This is a genomic window from Streptomyces jeddahensis (assembly GCF_001642995.1).
Lineage (GTDB): Bacteria > Actinomycetota > Actinomycetes > Streptomycetales > Streptomycetaceae > Streptomyces > Streptomyces jeddahensis.
In genome coordinates this window covers 17,872-36,074 of sequence record NZ_LOHS01000068.1, presented here as the reverse complement: position 1 = coordinate 36,074, position 18,203 = coordinate 17,872, and the positions used below count along the sequence as shown (strand labels likewise).

General features: G+C 70.1%; 15 protein-coding genes and 1 pseudogene. 10 read left to right on the top strand and 6 right to left on the bottom strand.

Features of this window, described 5'->3' with window-relative positions; translation table 11 throughout:
• Positions 1-136 precede the first annotated feature (136 nt).
• The 4 genes and pseudogenes from dnaK to STSP_RS11805 all read left to right on the top strand — a co-directional run bounded on the left by dnaK (position 137) and on the right by STSP_RS11805 (position 4,696).
• Positions 137-2,023, top strand: a complete 1,887-nt coding sequence (dnaK, locus tag STSP_RS11820) for a molecular chaperone DnaK (protein WP_067275786.1) — start codon at positions 137-139, stop codon at positions 2,021-2,023.
• A 115-nt stretch (positions 2,024-2,138) separates the two neighbouring features.
• Positions 2,139-2,900, top strand: a complete 762-nt coding sequence (locus tag STSP_RS11815; protein ID WP_067275783.1) for a response regulator transcription factor — start codon at positions 2,139-2,141, stop codon at positions 2,898-2,900.
• 2 nt (positions 2,901-2,902) lie between these two features.
• A pseudogene (locus STSP_RS11810) lies at positions 2,903-4,014 on the top strand (sensor histidine kinase).
• Between the two features lie 121 nt (positions 4,015-4,135).
• Positions 4,136-4,696: a DM13 domain-containing protein gene (locus tag STSP_RS11805; RefSeq protein ID WP_067275781.1), complete on the top strand. Its 561-nt coding sequence runs from the start codon at positions 4,136-4,138 to the stop codon at positions 4,694-4,696.
• A 73-nt stretch (positions 4,697-4,769) separates the two neighbouring features.
• Here STSP_RS11805 and narI read toward each other — a convergent pair whose 3' ends face one another.
• A complete protein-coding gene (gene narI / locus STSP_RS11800; RefSeq protein WP_067275779.1) occupies positions 4,770-5,492 on the bottom strand; it encodes a respiratory nitrate reductase subunit gamma in 723 nt (240 codons plus the stop codon).
• Between the two features lie 149 nt (positions 5,493-5,641).
• Here narI and STSP_RS11795 point away from each other — a divergent pair, with 149 nt between their 5' ends.
• Entirely contained in the window at positions 5,642-6,613 is a 972-nt protein-coding gene (locus tag STSP_RS11795; protein ID WP_067275776.1) for an RNA-guided endonuclease InsQ/TnpB family protein, read from the top strand.
• Between the two features lie 29 nt (positions 6,614-6,642).
• Here the strand turns inward: STSP_RS11795 and narJ are convergent, their stop codons facing one another.
• Genes narJ through STSP_RS11780 form a run of 3 tightly spaced genes read right to left on the bottom strand, consistent with a single transcriptional unit; the run spans position 6,643 to position 12,564 of the window.
• Positions 6,643-7,248 (bottom strand): nitrate reductase molybdenum cofactor assembly chaperone, encoded by a 606-nt coding sequence (narJ, locus tag STSP_RS11790; RefSeq protein WP_067275775.1) that lies wholly within the window; start codon positions 7,246-7,248, stop codon positions 6,643-6,645.
• Positions 7,245-8,867, bottom strand: a complete 1,623-nt coding sequence (gene narH, locus STSP_RS11785; RefSeq protein ID WP_067275772.1) for a nitrate reductase subunit beta — start codon at positions 8,865-8,867, stop codon at positions 7,245-7,247. The genes narJ and narH overlap by 4 nt, the downstream gene beginning before the upstream one ends.
• Before the next feature lies 1 nt (position 8,868).
• Positions 8,869-12,564 carry a nitrate reductase subunit alpha gene (locus STSP_RS11780; protein ID WP_067275769.1) on the bottom strand — a complete coding sequence of 1,232 codons (3,696 nt, stop codon included), beginning with the start codon at positions 12,562-12,564 and terminating at the stop codon, positions 8,869-8,871.
• Positions 12,565-12,707: 143 nt separating this feature from the next.
• Between STSP_RS11780 and STSP_RS11775 the strand changes: the two genes are divergently transcribed.
• Positions 12,708-13,043 (top strand): YnfA family protein, encoded by a 336-nt coding sequence (locus STSP_RS11775; RefSeq protein WP_067275766.1) that lies wholly within the window; start codon positions 12,708-12,710, stop codon positions 13,041-13,043.
• Positions 13,044-13,094: 51 nt separating this feature from the next.
• On the opposite strand, the gene STSP_RS11770 is transcribed toward STSP_RS11775, so the two are convergent.
• Positions 13,095-14,126: a LacI family DNA-binding transcriptional regulator gene (locus STSP_RS11770; RefSeq protein ID WP_067275763.1), complete on the bottom strand. Its 1,032-nt coding sequence runs from the start codon at positions 14,124-14,126 to the stop codon at positions 13,095-13,097.
• Between the two features lie 205 nt (positions 14,127-14,331).
• On the opposite strand from STSP_RS11770, the gene STSP_RS11765 reads away from it, so the two are divergent.
• The 3 genes from STSP_RS11765 to STSP_RS11755 all read left to right on the top strand — a co-directional run bounded on the left by STSP_RS11765 (position 14,332) and on the right by STSP_RS11755 (position 16,894).
• Positions 14,332-15,099, top strand: a complete 768-nt coding sequence (locus STSP_RS11765; RefSeq protein ID WP_067275762.1) for a ThuA domain-containing protein — start codon at positions 14,332-14,334, stop codon at positions 15,097-15,099.
• Complete coding sequence (locus STSP_RS11760) at positions 15,096-16,235, top strand: Gfo/Idh/MocA family protein (protein WP_067275759.1); 1,140 nt, start codon at positions 15,096-15,098, stop codon at positions 16,233-16,235. The genes STSP_RS11765 and STSP_RS11760 overlap by 4 nt, the downstream gene beginning before the upstream one ends.
• A 224-nt stretch (positions 16,236-16,459) precedes the next feature.
• On the top strand, positions 16,460-16,894 hold the full coding sequence (locus STSP_RS11755) for a hypothetical protein (RefSeq protein WP_067275794.1): 435 nt from the start codon (positions 16,460-16,462) through the stop codon (positions 16,892-16,894).
• Here the strand turns inward: STSP_RS11755 and STSP_RS11750 are convergent.
• Complete coding sequence (locus tag STSP_RS11750; protein ID WP_067275756.1) at positions 16,884-17,693, bottom strand: helix-turn-helix domain-containing protein; 810 nt, start codon at positions 17,691-17,693, stop codon at positions 16,884-16,886. The two genes, STSP_RS11755 and STSP_RS11750, sit on opposite strands and share 11 nt — an antisense overlap.
• 193 nt (positions 17,694-17,886) lie before the next feature.
• Here STSP_RS11750 and STSP_RS11745 point away from each other — a divergent pair, with 193 nt between their 5' ends.
• On the top strand, positions 17,887-18,192 hold the full coding sequence (locus tag STSP_RS11745) for a 4a-hydroxytetrahydrobiopterin dehydratase (protein ID WP_067275753.1): 306 nt from the start codon (positions 17,887-17,889) through the stop codon (positions 18,190-18,192).
• Positions 18,193-18,203 lie beyond the last annotated feature (11 nt).

The following is an 18,203-nucleotide window of genomic DNA, read 5'->3' as shown; positions in this document are numbered from 1 at the left end:
CCCGGCCACCGGCCCTCGCCGCCGCACAGCCCGGCCCGCTGTCCGTGCCGCCGTCCGTCTCGACCGGGCGGCGGCACGGCCGCATCCTGGAGAGTGGAAACCCCCGGGACCCCGGGTTCGGCGGAAGGGGACGGACATGTCACGTGCGGTCGGTATCGACCTCGGTACGACGAACTCGGTGGTGGCCGTCCTGGAGGGCGGTGAGCCCACCGTCATCCCCAATGCCGAGGGCGCGCGCACCACGCCCTCGGTCGTCGCCTTCGCCAAGAACGGCGAGGTCCTCGTCGGAGAGGTGGCCAAACGGCAGGCGGTCACCAACGTGGAGCGCACCGCACGCTCCGTCAAACGGCACATGGGCGACGCCCACTGGCGCTTCCCCGAACAGGGCTCCGTGGACGGCACCCGCTACACCGCACAGGAGCTCTCCGCGCGCATCCTGCAGAAACTCAAGCGGGACGCCGAGTCGTACCTGGGCGAGAACGTCACGGACGCGGTGATCACCGTCCCCGCGTACTTCGACGACGCCCAGCGCCAGGCCACCAAGGAGGCCGGTGAGATCGCCGGGCTCAAGGTGCTGCGCATCATCAACGAGCCGACGGCCGCGGCCCTCGCCTACGGCCTCGACCGCGGCGAGGAGCAGACCGTCCTCGTCTTCGACCTGGGCGGCGGCACCTTCGACGTGTCGCTGCTCGACATCGGCGACGGCGTGATCGAGGTGAAGGCCACCAACGGCGACACGCATCTCGGCGGCGACGACTGGGACCAGCGGATCGTCGACCATCTCGTCAAGCAGTTCAAGAACGCGTACGGCCTCGACCTCGCGAAGGACAAGATGGCGCTGCAGCGGCTGCGCGAGGCCGCGGAGCGCGCCAAGATCGAGCTCTCCTCGTCGACCGAGACGACCGTGAACCTCCCCTACATCACCGCCTCGCCCGAGGGCCCGCTGCACCTCGACGAGAAGCTGACGCGCGCCCAGTTCCAGGAGCTGACCGGGGATCTCCTCGACCGCTGCAAGACCCCCTTCCACCAGGCCATCAAGGACGCCGGGATCGAGGTCTCCGCGATCGACCACGTGATCCTGGTCGGCGGCTCGACACGCATGCCCGCCGTCACGGACCTGGTCAGGCAGCTCACCGGCAAGGATCCGCACAAGGGCGTCAACCCGGACGAGGTCGTCGCCGTCGGCGCCACGCTCCAGGCCGGCGTGCTCCGCGGCGACGTCAAGGACGTGCTGCTGCTCGACGTGACGCCGCTGTCCCTCGGCATCGAGACCAAGGGCGGCATCATGACGAAGCTCATCGAACGCAACACGACGATCCCCACGAAGCGTTCGGAGATCTTCACGACGGCCACCGACAACCAGCCGTCCGTCGGCATCCAGGTCTACCAGGGCGAACGCGAGATCGCCGCGTACAACAAGAAGCTCGGCGTCTTCGACCTCACCGGGCTGCCGCCCGCGCCGCGCGGCGTCCCGCAGATCGAGGTCACCTTCGACATCGACGCCAACGGGATCATGCACGTCTCGGCGAAGGACCTGGCGACGGGCCGCGAGCAGAAGATGACCGTCACGGGCGGTTCGGCGCTGCCCAAGGACGACATCGACCGCATGATGCGCGAGGCCGAGCAGTACGCCGACGAGGACCGCCGCCGCCGCGAGGCCGCCGAGACCCGCAACCAGGCGGAGCAGCTCGTCTACCAGACCGAGCGGTTCCTCGCCGACAACGCCGACCGGATCCCGGGCGACACGAAGTCGGAGGTGGAAGCGGCGGTGACCGAGCTCAAGGGGCTTCTGGAGGCGGGCGGCGAGGACACCGCGGCACTGCGCACGGGCGTCGAGAAGCTGGCCTCGGTCAGCCAGAAGATGGGTCAGGCGATGTACGCCCAGGCGCAGGCCGGCTCCGCGTCCGCCTCCGGCGGGGAGAGCAATACCGGTACCGGTACCGAGGCCCCGAAGGCGGACGAGGACGTGGTCGACGCGGAGATCGTGGACGAGGAGCGGGATACGAAGGGTGGCGCCGCTTAGGCAGAGGAGCCCGGAAGACGCTTTTCGGATTCCGAGTCCTTACGGAACACGGACGTCAGAAGCTGAAGGCGGCCAGGAAACGGCACGGCCAGGGCCGTGGTACGAAGCTGAACGCATGAAGCAGCCGTACCAGCCGATGGGCGAGGCGCCCGCTGAGCCGCTGTCGGCCGAAGCGGCCCGGGTGCTGGTCGTGGAGGACGATCCCACCGTCGCCGAGGTCGTCTCGGGATACCTGGACCGCGCAGGCTACGCGGTGGACCTGGTCGGGGACGGGCCGAGAGCCCTCACCCGTGCCGCCGCGCACTGGCCGGACCTGGTGGTGCTGGACCTGATGCTGCCCGGGATGGACGGCCTGGAGGTGTGCCGTCGGCTGCGCGCCCGCGGTCCCGTGCCCGTCATCATGCTCACCGCGCGCGGTGACGAGGACGACCGGATCCTGGGCCTGGAGGTGGGGGCCGACGACTACGTCACCAAGCCCTTCAGCCCCCGGGAACTCGTCCTGCGGGTGGAGTCGGTGCTGCGCCGTACCCGGCCCTTCAGGCCCGGCACGGGAACGCCCCTGCACGCCGCCGGCCTCGCGGTCGACCCCGCGGCCCGCCGCGCCACCAAGAACGGGACCGAACTCGCCCTCACTCTCCGCGAATTCGACCTGCTCGCCTTCTTCCTGCGCCACCCCGGCCGCGCGTACGGCCGCGAGGACCTGATGCGCGAGGTCTGGGGCTGGGACTTCGGCGACCTGTCGACCGTCACCGTCCACGTCCGCCGCCTGCGCGGCAAGGTCGAGGACGACCCCGCGCGACCCCGGCTGATTCAGACCGTGTGGGGCGTCGGCTACCGCTTCGACCCCACCGGCACATCCGGCCCGCCAGAGGAGTGACCATGCGCGACAGCCTCCTCATCGCCCTGTTCCCCTTCCTCGGCGCCGCCGCGGCCGGACTCCTCGGCGCGGGCGTGCTGTGGCTGATCCGCCGCCGCTCGCTCACCGCGTCGCTCACGGTCGTCGCCGCCGTCGCGGTGACTGCGATGCTCGCGGGCACGCTGGCCGTGGCACAGGCGATGTTCCTCTCCGCGCACGACCTGTCCGTCGTCACGACGGTCGTCGCGATGGCGGCCGTCGTGTCCCTGGCCACCGCGCTGCTGCTGGGCCGCTGGGTGGTCGCCCGCAGCCGTGAACTCACCCTCGCCGCCTGCTCCTTCGGCGACGGCGGCGACTTCGCGGCCCCCGACGGCCCCGTCACCGCCGAACTGGCCGCGCTCAGCCGCGAGCTGGCGGCGACGAGCGCGAAACTCGCCGCCTCCCGCGAGCGTGAGCGCGCCCTGGAGTCCTCCCGCCGTGAACTCGTCGCCTGGATCTCGCACGACCTGCGCACCCCGCTCGCGGGCCTGCGTGCCATGTCCGAGGCGCTGGAGGACGGCGTCGCCACGGACCCCGACCGCTACCTCCGGCAGATCCGCACGGAGGTCGAGCGCCTGAACGACATGGTCGGCGACCTCTTCGAACTGTCCCGCATCCACGCCGGCGCGCTGTCGCTCTCGCCGTCCCGGATCTCGGTGTACGACCTCGTCGGCGACGCCCTCGCGGGAGCGGACCCGCTCGCCCGCGAACACGGCGTGCGGCTGGTCGGCGACCGTATCGAACCCGTACCGGTCGAAGTGGACGGCAAGGAGATGAGCCGCGTCCTGGGCAACCTGCTGGTCAACGCGATCCGCCGGACACCGGCCGACGGCACGATTGCGGTGGCCGCAGAGCGTTCGCCGGAGGAGTCGTCCTGTCGGTCACCGACGGCTGCGGAGGCATCCCCGAGGAGGACCTTCCCCGCGTCTTCGACACCGGCTGGCGCGGCACCCACGCCCGCACCCCTCCTGCTGGTGCGGGTCTGGGCCTGGCCATCGTCCGCGGCATCGTGGAGGCCCACCAGGGGCGTGCCGTCGTACGGAACGTCCCCGGCGGCTGCCGATTCGAGGTGACGCTTCCCACGACCGAGGCATGAACCCTCGACCCCTATGCGGCGCGACGACGTAAGAGTTGCGTCATCTCCTGCGGGCCCCGGGACGGCCGCCCGTTCCGTTGAATGGAGTGGCGACAGAAGAATCTCAGGAGGTGAGGTGGCGATGGGACGCGTGTGGAAGGTACTGACCAGGCCGTTGGTCGTCGGAGCACTGGTGGTGGCTGTCGCCGGAGTCGCCTTCGGGCTGTACTGGTTCCAGCCGTGGAAGCTGTGGCAGGACGAGACCGTCGAAGAGGGCCTGCCCCAGGCGGTAGAGACCTCCGCTCCTCCTACGGCGGCGCCCTCCGAGACGCCCTCCCCGACGACCGGGCCGCAGACGCTCGCGAGCGGTGAACTGATCAGCCACGAGCACGCGACGTCGGGCACCGTGAAGCTCGTACGGCTGGCCGACGGCTCCCACGTCGTCCGGCTGGAGAACCTCGACACCAGCAATGGACCGGACCTGCGCGTGTGGCTGACCGACCAACCGGTGAAGGAGGGGAAGGCAGGCTGGCACGTCTTCGACGACGGGCAGTACGTCAGCCTCGGCAAGCTGAAGGGCAACAAGGGGAGCCAGAACTACGCCGTGCCCAACGACATCGACCCCGCCCGCTACACCAGCGTCAGCATCTGGTGCGACCGCTTCGACGTCTCCTTCGGCGCCGCCGAGCTCGACCGCGCCTGACGACGGTGCACGCCTTGAGCGATGAGGTAGGCCGTAACGCGCGAACCCGCCGCTGACCGCAGCGGCGGCAGCCCTACACCCCTGTCCGCTCCCACCCCCGCCTCTCCGGCCTCACCCCCAGCTGTTCCGGATCGCGCGTCCGGTACACAACGTACGGGCGGAACAGATACTGCACCGGGGCGCTGAACATATGGATGAGGCGGGTGAAGGGGACCAGGGCGATGAGGAGCATGCCCACCACAGCGTGGATCTGGTACATCACCGGAACGCCCGACATCAGTTCCGTCTTGGGCTGCAGGGTAAACAGGCTGCGGGACCAAGGGGCGATGGTCGCCCGGTAGTTGTAGCCGTCCCCGGACGTGTGCATCAGCTTGGCGACCATGCCGAGCACGATCGCGGCCAGCAGCACCACGTACATCAGCTTGTCGTTGGCGGTCGTGGCGCGGAACACCGGCGCTTTGGTGCGCCGCCTGTACAGGAGCAGGGCGATGCCGGCCAGCGCCAGCGCCCCGACCGCCGTCCCGCCGTAGAGCGACAGCAGGTGGTAGGTGTGCTCGTTGAGGCCGATGTCGTCCGTCCACGACTCCGGTACGAAGAGGCCCATCAGGTGGCCGACCAGCACGAACAGAATCCCGTAGTGGAACACGGGCGACGCGATGTTCAGCAGCTTCGACTCGTAGATCTGCGACGAGCGTGTCGTCCAGCCGAACTTGTCGAAGCGGAACCGCCAGATCGTGCCCGCGACGAGCAGCACGAAGGCGACGTACGGCACGACGCCCCACAGCAGTGTGTTCATGGGGATACCTCCGTTGGATACCCCGTCCTTCAGGCCGGGGGGAAGCGGCTGCAGAGCAGGGCATGGGAAGGCGATTCGCCGTCAGGGGGATAGCCTTTTGCCTTCAACTCCTGCCAGATCGCCATATGTTGGGTGATAGTTTGTGAGCCGTGGCGACGACGCACGTGAAGCGGGCATTCAAGTACCGCTTCTATCCGACTGATGCGCAGGCGGCTGAGCTGTCGCGCACGTTCGGGTGCGTGCGGAAGGTCTACAACATGGCGCTGGACGCCCGTACGAGGGCATGGCAGCAGGGGGTGCGGGTCAACTACAACGCCACCTCGGCGATGCTGACGGCGTGGAAGAAGACCGAAGAACTGGCCCCGCAGGGTGCGAGACCGTCCACCGTGACGGTCTCGAGGGATGCAGCTGGCCGCTGGTTCGTGTCGATGCTGTGCGAGGACCTGAACATCAAGCCGCTTGCGGCCACCGGTACGGCGGTCGGTATCGACGTGGGCCTTGACCATCTGCTGACCTCGTCGACGGGTGAGAAGGTCACCAACCCCAGGCACGAACGCAAGGACCGTGCCCGGCTGGTGAAGGCTCAGCGGGAACTGTCTCGCAAGGCCAAGGGCAACGGGGCGAACCGTGTGAAGCCCCGGCAGAAGGTCGCCCGGATCCACGCCAGGGTCGCCGACCGGCGGCGTGACGCCCTGCACAAGATCACTACTCGGCTCGTGCGTGAAAACCAAACGCTCGTGATCGTGGACCTGGCCGTGCGCAACATGGTCAAAAACCGGAAACTGGCCCGCGCGATCTCGGACGCAGCGTGGTCGGACTTCCGCAGCATGCTGGAATACAAAGCGGCCTGGTGCGGGCGGGACCTGGTGGTCGTGGACCGCTTCTTCCCCTCGTCCAAGCTGTGCCACGCCTGCGGCACCCTCGCTGAACGGCTGCCGCTCAACGTCCGCACGTGGACGTGCGGCTGCGGGACGACCCATGACCGGGACGTGAACGCGGCGAAGAACCTTCTGGCCGCCGGGCTGGCGGTGTCTGTCTGTCGAGCTGGTGTAAGACCTCAACGGAGAACTCCGGGCGGGCAGTCGGTGAAGAAGCAGAAAACCCCACGGCGCGAGCCGTAGGAATCCCCTCCTTCGGGACGGGGAGGAAGTCAAGAACGCTCTCCGATGAGTGGTGGCTCTGCGATGGGTGGCTCAGTGATGAGTCCGAAGGGCTCCAGGCCCACCTCCTCGCGCGGCGGGCCCGACCGGGCCAGGGCCAGCGCCTCGGCCCGGTCCTTGGGAGATGGGCCGGGCAGCGTCGCGCACACCGCGTCGAGCACGCGCGCGTACGGCGTGCCGAAGTCGGTGAGAGCGAGCCGCAGCAGCTCCAGGGCGCCGCGGTGCTCCTTGAGCAGAACCGGCCCCATCTGCGCCGAGAACTCCAGCACCACCGGCAGGAAGTCGGGCAGCTCCTCGCCGGTGAACTCCAGGCCGTGCTCCCGGTAGGTCTCCTTGAAGCGGACCAGCGACATGCCGCGCCGCCGCGTGTCGCCGTCCCGCCACCAGGTCAGATACAGGCTGTGCCGGTTCTTGAAGTCGAAGACCTGGACGTAGTGGGCGGCGAGGTCCGCGGGCGCCTGGGCCGCCGCGTGGTCGAGGAAGCCGCCCAGTTCGGGGGCGGCGGCCCGCAGCAGCGACAGCCGGTAGCGGAACGCGTCGTCGGGATAGCCCAGGCAGTGCGCGGCGGCCTGGTACAGCACGGCGGTGGACGTCACGGCGGCTCCCCCTTCAGTTCGGTTTCCTTGTCGGCCGTCTGCCGCCTCCCCAGTACGTGGAAGTTCTCCACGGACACCAGCGGCAGGTGTCTGCGCCCGGAGTCCAGGCCGAACGGCCCCTCGCCGCCCATGCCGGGCCCGCCGTCGTAGTCGAGGCTGCAGGAGTCCGGCAGCTCGGCGGGGAGAGCCGTCTCCTCCAGGCGGGCGGCGTCGCCGACGGCGGCGGTCGGAATGACGTAGCGCTCCTCGTACTTGGCGATGGCCAGCAGCCGGTACATCGCCTCGATCTCCGTCGCGTCCATGCCGACCGACGAGGCGAGGGAGGGGTCCGGCTGGTCCCCGAGGTTGATCGCCCGCATGTGCGAGCGCATGGCGGCGAGCTTCTCCAGCGAGGCCCGTACCGGCCCCACATCACCCGCCGTGAACAGCTCCGCCAGATACTCGAGCGGGATCCGCAGCGTGTCGATGGCGCCGAAGAGGTTGCCCGCGTCCTCGCCGTCGAAGCCTGTCTCGGCCAGCGCGTCCACGACCGGTGACAGCGGCGGGATGTACCAGACCATCGGCATCGTGCGGTACTCGGGATGCAGCGGCAGGGCGACCTTGTACTTGCTGATGAGGGCGTGCACGGGGGAGCGGCGCGCGGCCTCCATCCAGTCGTACGGAATCCCGGCCTGTTCCGCCGCCCGCTGCACCGCCGGGTCCTCCGGATCGAGGAAGACGTCCAACTGGGCCTCGTACAGCGCCTTCTCGTCCTTCACGGAGGCGGCTGCCGTCACCTTGTCCGCGTCGTACAGCATCACCCCGAGATAGCGCAGCCGCCCCACGCACGTCTCCGAGCAGACCGTCGGGAGACCCACCTCCACGCGCGGGTAGCAGAACGTGCACTTCTCGGCCTTGCCGGTGCGGTGGTTGAAGTAGACCTTCTTGTACGGGCAGCCGGTGACGCACATGCGCCAGCCGCGGCACTGGTCCTGGTCGACAAGGACGATGCCGTCCTCGGCCCGCTTGTACATGGCGCCGGACGGGCAGGACGCCACGCACGACGGGTTCAGGCAGTGCTCGCAGATCCGCGGCAGGAAGAACATGAAGGTCTGCTCGAACGCGAACTTGACCTTCTCGGCGGCCTGTTCGCGCACCTTGGCGACCATCGGGTCGAGGTTCCCGTGCTCGGGCGCGCCCGCGAGGCTGTCGTCCCAGTTCGAGGACCACTCGATCTTCATCGGCTTGCCGGTGATCTGCGACAGAGGCTGCGCGACGGGGAAGTCGTCGCCGAGCGGCGCGTCGTGCAGGTTCTTGTAGTCGTACGTCCAGGGCTCGTAGTAGTCCTTGATCTCCGGCAGGACGGGGTTGGAGAAGATCCCGGCCAGCTTCCGGAACCGCCCGCCCCCTTTGAGCTTGAGCGCGCCCCGCTTGTTCAGCTCCCAGCCGCCGCGCCACCGCTCCTGGTCCTCGTACCGGCGCGGATAGCCCTGCCCTGGCCGGGTCTCGACGTTGTTGAACCAGACGTACTCCATGCCGGTGCGGTTGGTCCACGCCTGCTTGCACGTCACCGAGCAGGTGTGGCAGCCGATGCACTTGTCGAGGTTCATGACCATGGCGATCTGGGCCATCGGGCGCATGTCAGTACTCCACATCCTGCGAGCGGCGGCGGATGACCGTCACCTCGTCGCGCTGGTTGCCCGTCGGGCCCAGGTAGTTGAAGCCCCACGACAGCTGGGCGTAGCCGCCGATGAGATGGGACGGCTTGAGGAGCACGCGGGTCAGGGAGTTGTGGATGCCGCCGCGTTTGCCGGTCGTCTCCGTCTTCGGGACGCTGACCGTGCGTTCCTGGGCGTGGTGCATGTAGACCGTGCCCGGGGGCATCTTGTGCGAGACGACCGCGCGGGCGACGACGACGCCGTTGCGGTTGACGGCCTCGATCCAGTCGTCGTCCCGGACGCCGATCGCGTCCGCGTCCTGCGGGGACATCCAGATGTTCTGGCCGCCGCGGGAGAGCGACAGCATGAACAGGTTGTCCTGGTACTCGGAATGGATCGACCACTTGTTGTGCGGGGTCAGGTAACGGACGGTCACCTCGCGCTGTCCGTCCGGTCCGAGGCGCGGTTCGCCGAACAGGCGGTTCATGTCCAGCGGCGGCCGGTAGACGGGCAGCGCCTCACCCAGCTCGTGGATCCAGTCGTGGTCGAGGAAGAAGTGCTGCCGTCCGGTGAGCGTGTGCCAGGGCTTCAGATGCTCCGTGTTGAGCGTGAACGCGGTGTAGCGGCGCCCACCGGACTCACTTCCGGACCACTCCGGTGAGGTGATGACCGGCACGGGCGCGGCCTGCGTGTCCGCGTACGTGATGCGCTTGCCCTCGTGCTCGGCCGCCAGATGCGCCATCTCTTGGCCGGTGCGCGCCTCCAGGGTGTGGAAACCCTGCGTGGCAAGGCGTCCGTTGGTCGTGCCGGACAGCGCGAGGATGGTGTTCGCCGCCTTGACGGCGGTGTCGAGGGCCGGACGCCCGTCGGCGGGGCCACCGCGTACGACACCGTTGCGGGCCTTGAGGTCCTCCACCTCCTGGTCGGGCCGCAGGGCGATGCCCTTGACGGGCAGCCCCAGACCTTCCGCCAGCGGGCCGAGTGCCGCGAACTTGTCGCCGATCGCCGTGTAGTCGCGCTCGACGACGGCCAGATTCGGCAGCGTCTGCCCGGGAACGGGATCGCATTCGCCGCGCTTCCAGTCCAGGACGACCCCGCCGGGCTGCGCGGTCTCGCCCGGTGTGTCGTGCTGCAGCGCGGTCGCGACGACGTCCCTGCGGACGCCCAGATGGCCCACCGCGAGCTCGCTGAGCCTGCGGGCCAGCGCGTGGAAGGTGTCGAAGTCGGTGCGGGACTGCCAGGGCGGGTCGACGGCCGGTGAGAAGGCGTGCACGTAGGGGTGCATGTCCGTGGTCGACAGGTCGTGCTTCTCATACCAGGTCGCGGCCGGCAGTACGACGTCCGAGAGCAGCGTGGACGAGGTCTGCCGGAAGTCGAGCGAGAGCAGGAGGTCGAGCTTGCCCTCGGGGGCCTCGTCCCGCCAGGTCACATCCCTGGGCCGTTCGTCCTCCGCGGCCTCCTCGGCCCGCAGCGACGAGTGCGTGCCCAGCAGATGCTTCGTGAAGTACTCGGCGCCCTTCGCCGACGAGCCCAGCAGATTGGCGCGCCACAGGGTCAGCACACGCGGCCAGTTCTGCGGCGCGTCCGGGTCCTCGACCGCGAACTTCAGTTCACCGGTTCTGAGCTGGGCCACGACCTGCGCGACCGGGTCGCCGAAGGCGTCGCCCAGGTCGAGCGGATTGCGGTCGAAGGTCGGGTAGGAGGGCATCCAGCCGGAGCGGGCGGACAGCGCGAGGCAGTCGACGCCCGTCATGCCCGCGAACTGCCCGCTGCCCAGCGGCGACGCGTGCACATCGGCCGGGAACCTGTCGTAGCGCCACTGGTCGGTGTGCAGGAACCAGTACGCGGCGCCGATCATCTGCCGCGGCGGCCGCTGCCAGTCCAGGGCGCCCGCGAGTGTGGCCCAGCCGGTGAACGGGCGGCACTTCTCCTGGCCGACGTAGTGCGCCCAGCCCCCGCCGTTGCGGCCCTGGCAGCCGGTGAGCTGCAGCAGCGCGAGGAAGGCCCGGTAGATCGTCTCGGAGTGGAACCAGTGGTTCGTCCCGGCGCCCATCAGGATCATGCAGCGGCCCCGCGACTTCTCCGCGGTCCGCGCGAACTCGCGGGCGATCCGGACGGCCTGGGCGGCGGGCACGGAGGTGTGCACCTCCTGCCACGCCGGTGTACAGGGCGCGTCCGCGTCCTCGTACGACGAGGGCCAGTCACCAGGCAGACCCGGCCGCCCCACCCCGTACTGCGCGAGCAGCAGATCGAAGACCGTGGTGACCAGGAGTCCGCCAGGCCCGCCGATCCGCGCGGCCGGGACGCCGCGCCGCATGACCTCGCCGCGCCCCTGCCCGTGCTCCCCGCCCTCCGTGTCGAAGCGCGGCAGCAGCACCTCGACCGGCATCGCGCGGAACGTGCCGTGCAGGGTCAGCCGCGGGCTGATGTCGCCCAGATCCAGGTTCCAGCGGCCCTTGCCGGAGTCCGTCCAGCGGAACCCCAGCGAGCCGTTCGGGACGGCGGGCTGCCCGATCGCCGCGTCCAGCACGACCGTCTTCCACTCCGCGCCCTCCCCGGTCTGGTCGAGATCGGCGGCGCGCAGGAACTTCGACGGCACGTACGCACCGTCCCGCTCGGTGAGCGTCACCAGGAAGGGCAGATCGGTGAACTTCCGTACGTAGTCCGCGAAGAACGGCGTCTCGCGGTCCACGAAGAACTCCTTGAGGACCACATGCCCCATGGCCAGCGCGAGCGCCCCGTCCGTGCCGGGATGCGGATGCAGCCACTCGTCGCCGAACTTGGCGTTGTCCGCGTAGTCCGGGGAGACGACCACGACCTTCTGGCCGCGATAGCGGGCCTCGGCCATCCAGTGCGCGTCCGGCGTACGAGTGACGGGCACATTGGACCCCCACATCATCAGATACGCCGCGTCCCACCAGTCGCCCGACTCCGGTACGTCGGTCTGGTCGCCGAACACCTGCGGCGAGGCGACCGGCAGGTCCGCGTACCAGTCGTAGAAGGACAGCATCGGCGCGCCGATCAGCCCCATGAAACGGGCCCCGGCCGCGTGCGACACCATCGACATCGCGGGGATGGGGGAGAAGCCCGCGATCCGGTCCGGGCCGTACGTCTTGATGGTGTGGACGTGCGCAGCCGCCACGATCTCCAGGGCCTCGTCCCAGGTGGCGCGGACCATGCCGCCCTTGCCGCGCGCCCGCTGGTACCTGCGCCGGCGCTCCGGATCGCCCTGAATGTCCGCCCACGCCAGCACCGGGTCCTTCAGGCGCGCCTTGGCCTCCCGGTACATCTCGAGGAGCACGCCCCGGATGTACGGGTAGCGCACGCGGGTCGGCGAGTACGTGTACCAGGAGAAGGCCGCGCCCCGGGGGCAGCCGCGCGGCTCGTACTCGGGGCGGTCGGGACCCACCGACGGATAGTCGGTCTGCTGGGTCTCCCACGTGATGATGCCGTCCTTGACGTACACCTTCCAGCGGCACGAGCCCGTGCAGTTCACCCCGTGCGTGGAGTTCACGACCTTGTCGTGGCTCCACCGGTCCCGGTAGAAGGCGTCCCCCTGGCGGCCGCCTTTGAACTGCACACTGTGCAGATCGGGGACCGCGGTCCCGCCCCGGAAGAACTTTCCCGTACGCAGAAGCACCGCACCCGGTTCGGTGGGGGTCCCCGTGGTCTGTGTCACCGTGAGCTCCCTTGGTGGCCCATGCCTCGAAACGTAGGCGCGCTGAGGGACGGCCACCTGCTCACTGCGTCCGTACGGGTTACGGTGCTGGGTGCCCGTCCCTACTCGTCCCTGCTCACCCCTGCCGGAAAGATCCCGCCGCCGTGCTCGTCGCCCGCTCCGTCGCCCTGTTCGCCGTCGCCGCCCTCCTCGAGATCGGGGGTGCCTGGCTGGTCTGGCAGGGCATCCGGGAACACCGCGGCTGGATCTGGATCGGAGCGGGCGTCATCGCCCTCGGCCTGTACGGGGTGGTGGCCACGTTCCAGCACGACGCGAACTTCGGCCGCATCCTGGCCGCGTACGGCGGGATCTTCGTCGCCGGCTCGATCGCCTGGGGCATGATCGCCGACGGCTACCGCCCCGACCGCTTCGACGTCATCGGCGCGCTGATCTGCCTCGCGGGGATGGCCGTGATCATGTACGCGCCCCGCACGCACTGACTGTTCGCGCGCGGCGCCCTTCTTGAGGCAGCGCCCTTCTTCAGTCTTCGGTCAGTGACGGTCGCGGGTGCTGCTGCGGACGACGAGCGACGTGGCCAGCTCCACCCGGGAGCTTCCCAGTTCCTCGCCGCCGATCAGCCGGACGAGCGTCCGCAGGGCGGTGCCGCCCATCTCCTTCAGCGGCTGGCGCACGGTCGTCAGGGGCGGGGTGACCCAGCGGGCCTCCGGCAGGTCGTCGAACCCCACGACGCTGACGTCCTCCGGCACCCGCAGCCCGGCCTCGGCCAGCGCTTCGTAGCCGCCGATGGCCATGTGGTCGGAGCAGATGAAGAGGGCTGTGGGCGGCACGGGCAGCCGAAGGAGCGCCTCGACCTGCCGCCGGCCGCTGGCGCGGTCGTAGGTGCCGTGACGCACCAGTTCGGCCGGCGCGTCGAGGCCCGCCGTCGCCATGGCCGAGCGGTAGCCGGCGATGCGCGCCCGGGCGAACAGGTGTCGTGGCGGGCCGGTGACCAGGCCGATCCGCTCGTGCCCGCGGTCCAGCAGGTGGGTGGTCGCCTCGTAGGCGCCGGCCCAGTTGGTGGTGCCGACGGACGGCACGCCAGGGGGCGGATCGCTGAGGGGGTCGATGACCACGCAGGGGACCTCGGCCTGTTGGAGCCGGGCGAGCTGCTCGTCGGTGGGCTCGGTCAGGCCCAGCACCACTCCCGCGCTGCCGCGCTCCAGGATGCGGTCGACCCAGTCGGGGGCGTACTGGCCGCCGGAGGCGACGGGCGCCCTGGCGAGGGAGATCGCCACGTGCAGTCCCGCCTCGTACGCCGCCGCCTCCATACCGCTGGCGACGCTCGCGGGCCAGGAGCCGTCCAGCCCGCCCAGGACCAGGTCGACGGTGCGGGTGGACGGGTCGGCGAGGGACACCCCCCGGCGGATGTACCGGTGCTGACGGAGGGCGGAGTCGACCTTGGCCCGGGTGTCCTGCGAGACGTCGTCGCGGTCGTTGAGGACCTTGGAGACGGTGGAGACCGACACGCCGGCCGTCTGGGCGATCTGCGCGAGGGTCGGGCGGGACGTCCGGCCACCGGTCATGAGAGCACTCCCTGCTGTCCCCGACAGAGTTTTCGCAAATAATCTAGGACGTGACTGTGTCCGTTGCCAAGAAAGAGTTGCTCCGCACGCTTCATTGGGTGCGCCTTGACAGGCATATCGACCGCATTTAGCTTCTCTGTCGGCTGCCCGACGGGCTGGGTTGTCGCGAAAAAATTTTCGTAGCTGCTGTGGGATCGGAGCCCCTATGTCGCCCAAGATGTCCGCCGCCCCGTTGCGGGTCACCGTATGGAGTGAGGGCCGTCACGAGCAGCAGGACGCGCAAGTCGCGCGGTTGTATCCGCAGGGCATCCATGGAGCGGTCGCCGAGGGCGTCCGTCTGAACCTCGGCGACGAGGTCCGGGTCCGCACCGCGACGCTGGACGAGCCGGAGCACGGCCTCACCGAGGAGGTTCTCGCCGACACGGATGTGCTCACCTGGTGGGGGCACATCGCTCACCACGAGGTGTCGGACGAGGTGGTCGACCGCGTGCACCGGCACGTCATGGCCGGGATGGGCCTGATCGTGCTGCACTCCGGGCACTGGTCGAAGATCTTCACCCGGCTGATGGGCACGACGTGCACCCTGCGCTGGCGCGCCGAACGGGACCGCGAACTGGTGTGGACGGTCGACCCGGCCCACCCGATCGCAGCCGGTGTGCCGCACCCGATCGTGATCGATGAGCAGGAGATGTACGGGGAGTTCTTCGACATCCCCGCCCCCGACGAGCTGGTGTTCATCAGCTCCTTCTCGGGGGGCGAGGTGTTCCGCAGCGGCTGCACGTTCCGCCGGGGCCACGGGCGGATCTTCTACTTCAGCCCCGGGGACCAGGACTATCCCGTCTACCACCACCCCGATGTGCGGCGCGTCATCGCCAACGCCGTCACCTGGGCCGCCCCGGCGGCCGAACGCCGGACCCCACGGCTGGTCCACAGCGAGACCAGCTGGTTCGAGGGCGAAGGGGTCCGGTCGTGAACGGGCACCCATTCCGCACCCTGCCGGCGACCGGTGCTCCCCTCCGGGTGATCGTTGTGGGCGCCGGGGGCATGGGCCGGGCCTGGCTGGGCGCTGTCCTGGCGTCCCCCGACACCGAGTTGGCCGGAGTCGTGGACCTCGACTCGGAGGCGGCCCGCAGCGCCGCCGACGCGGTGGGCGCACCTGGCACCCCGACCGGCACGGACCTGGCCGCGCTCGCCGCCGAGACCGGTGCCGAGGCCGTCATCGACGTGACCAGCCCCGCCGCCCACCTGCCCGTCACCCTGCGGGCACTCGACCTCGGCCTGCCCGTGCTCGGCGAGAAGCCGGCGGCCGCCTCCGTGGCCGAGGCGCTGCGGCTGGCGGCGGCGGCCGAGCGGTCGGGCCTGCTGTTCATGGTCAGCCAGTCGCGCCGCTACAACCGGCAGCTGTTCCGGTTCCGGGAACTGGCCGGCCGGCTGGGCGACCTCGGCATCCTCACCACCGAGTTCTTCCTCGCGCCGCGCTTCGGCGGCTTCCGCGACGCCATGGCGCACCCGCTGCTCCTGGACATGGCCATACACCCCTTCGACACCGCGCGGTTCCTGCTGGACGCCGAGCCCGTGTCCGTCTACTGCCATGGGTACAACCCCGCCTGGAGCTGGTACGCCGGCGACGCCGCCGCCACCGCCGTTTTCGAGATGACCGGCGGTGCCCGTTACGTCTATACCGGCAGCTGGTGCAGCCCGGGCCTGGAGACGTCGTGGAACGGCGCCTGGCGCCTGAGCGGCGCGCACGGCACCGCCGTCTGGGACGGCGACACCCCGCCCAGGGTCGACGCGAACGGCACACCGTCCGCCGAGAACAGCGGAACGCCGGACGGCGCGGAGAGCATCGAGGGCGCCCTCGCAGAGTTCGTCCACGCCCTGCGTACCGGCACCGTCCCCCGGGGCGAGATCCACGAGAACGTCATGAGCCTGGCGATGGTCGACTCCGCCGTCCTGTCCGCGACCGAGGACCGGCGGGTGCACGTGGACGAGGTCCTGGACGCCGCGCACCGCGAGGCGATCGCCACGGCCGACGACACCGAACGCGAGATCCTCGCCTCCTGGTCCTCGGTGCGGACCGCCCTGACGCGACCGTGTCCTACGGGGTGAGGGGGAGGAGAGTCCCGGCTGGCCCTCCCGGCGGGGCCTCCCGGCTGGGGCCGTACCGCCATTACCTCGCACGTAATCGACCGGGCCGCAACGCCCGGGCATGGTGGTCCCACTGGCCCCGGGCCGCCGCACTGCGGCCCGGGGGCAGGCTTCGACCAGCGCTTTCGACCTCGATGGAGGCTGATTCCGCCATGCCCGCAACGTCCACGACCACCTCCGCGCCCGTGTCCGCGTCCCTGCTCGCCGGCCTCGCCCGTACCTCCGAGCCGGGGACCATGCTGCGCCGCTTCCTCGCCCTCGACGCCGTCGTGACCACCGCCAACGGCATCGCCTACGTCACCGCGTCCGAGCCTCTCGGGCGGCTGCTCGGCGTGGACCGGGGGCTACTGCTCGGCCTCGGCGTGTTCCTGGTGCTCTTCGGAGCCGGCGTCGGAGTGCTCGCCGTGCGCAGGCACCCGCCGGTCCTCGCCGTGCGTGCCGTCATCGAGGCCAACCTGCTCTGGGCGGCGCTCAGCCTCCTCGCCCTCGCCATCTGGCTCTCGCCGACCACCGCCGGTGCCGTCTGGGCCCCATTGCAGGCCGTGACGGTCGCCGGTTTCGCGGGCCTCCAGTACGCGGCGCTGCGGATGCTCGGCACCGGGCCCGGCCTCAGGGCATGAGCGACTGCAGATACTTGACCGTCGCCGGGTCGGCCGGGAGGAACGTCTCGACGGCCAGCTCGGCGACGGTCACGTCCATCGGCGTGTTGAACGTCGAGATCGACGAGATGAACGACAGCACGCGGCCGTCGTGCTCGATCCGCAACGGAAGGGCGACGTACGGCACCGGATCCAAGGGCTCCTCGGTGTCGTCGTCTTTTCGCAGGTCGGGCGCGGGATACGCGGCGACCTCCTCGTAGAGGGCCCGCAATCTGTCGGAACGCTGCAGCGCGACCTGGCGCTCCATCTGGGCCAGCAGATGGCCTCGCCACTCGCGCAGATTGCGGATCTTCGGCGCCAGGCCCTGTGGGTGCAGCGTCAGCCGCATCGCGTTCAGCGGCGGGACGAGCAGATGCTCGGGCAGACCGTCGAGCAGCATCGCGATACCGAGGTTGGCGGCGACCACGTCGTACGCCGCATTGACCACGAGCGCGGGATAAGGCTCGTATCCCCCGAGGAGCCGCTCCAGGCCCTCACGCAGGGAACCCAGCGCGGGGTCGTCCAGCGGGGTCTCCGGAAAACGCGGCGCGTAACCGGCCGCCAGCAGAAGCCCGTTGCGTTCGCGCACCGGTACGTCCAGATGCTCGGCGAGGCGCAGGACGAGCTCCTCGCTGGGCCGGGACCGGCCCGTCTCCACGAAACTGATATGCCGCGCCGACGAACCCGCCCGCAGCGCCAGCTCCAGCTGGCTGACCCCACGCTGCTCGCGCCACCCGCGCAGCAACGGGCCGACTCCGGTTGCTCCCGTGCTCACACCCATGGCCCCGACCGTAGTAGCCCGGCTGCGGGAGATGTGCGGGCACGGGGGAGCAGGGGGCTTCGCCGGGGCGACCGGACTCCTGCCCTGTGGCAGGCTGAGGCGGGAACCACCCGCAGGCTGCAGGCGTACGTCGTGACACGCAGTGGTACGACGTACACGTGGTCGTACGACGCCGTACGGAAGGAGCGCGGCCATGGCCGTCGAACCGCTGTCGCAGAAGGACATCGAGGACCGGCTCGCGGAGCTGCCCGGCTGGTCGCTCGACGGCGACCGCCTCGCCCGCTCCTACCGGCTCGGCTCCCACTTCGCGGCCACCGCGCTGGTCGTGCACATCGCGCAGGTCCAGGACGCGCTCGACCACCACTCGGACCTGACTCTCGGCTACAACACCGTCTCCCTCACCGTGAACACCCACAGCGTGGGCGGCGCCGTCACCGAACTCGACTTCAAGCTGGCGCACAAGGTGGAGGAGCTGGCGGCGGGGCACGGTATCCGCTGAGCCACGCAGAA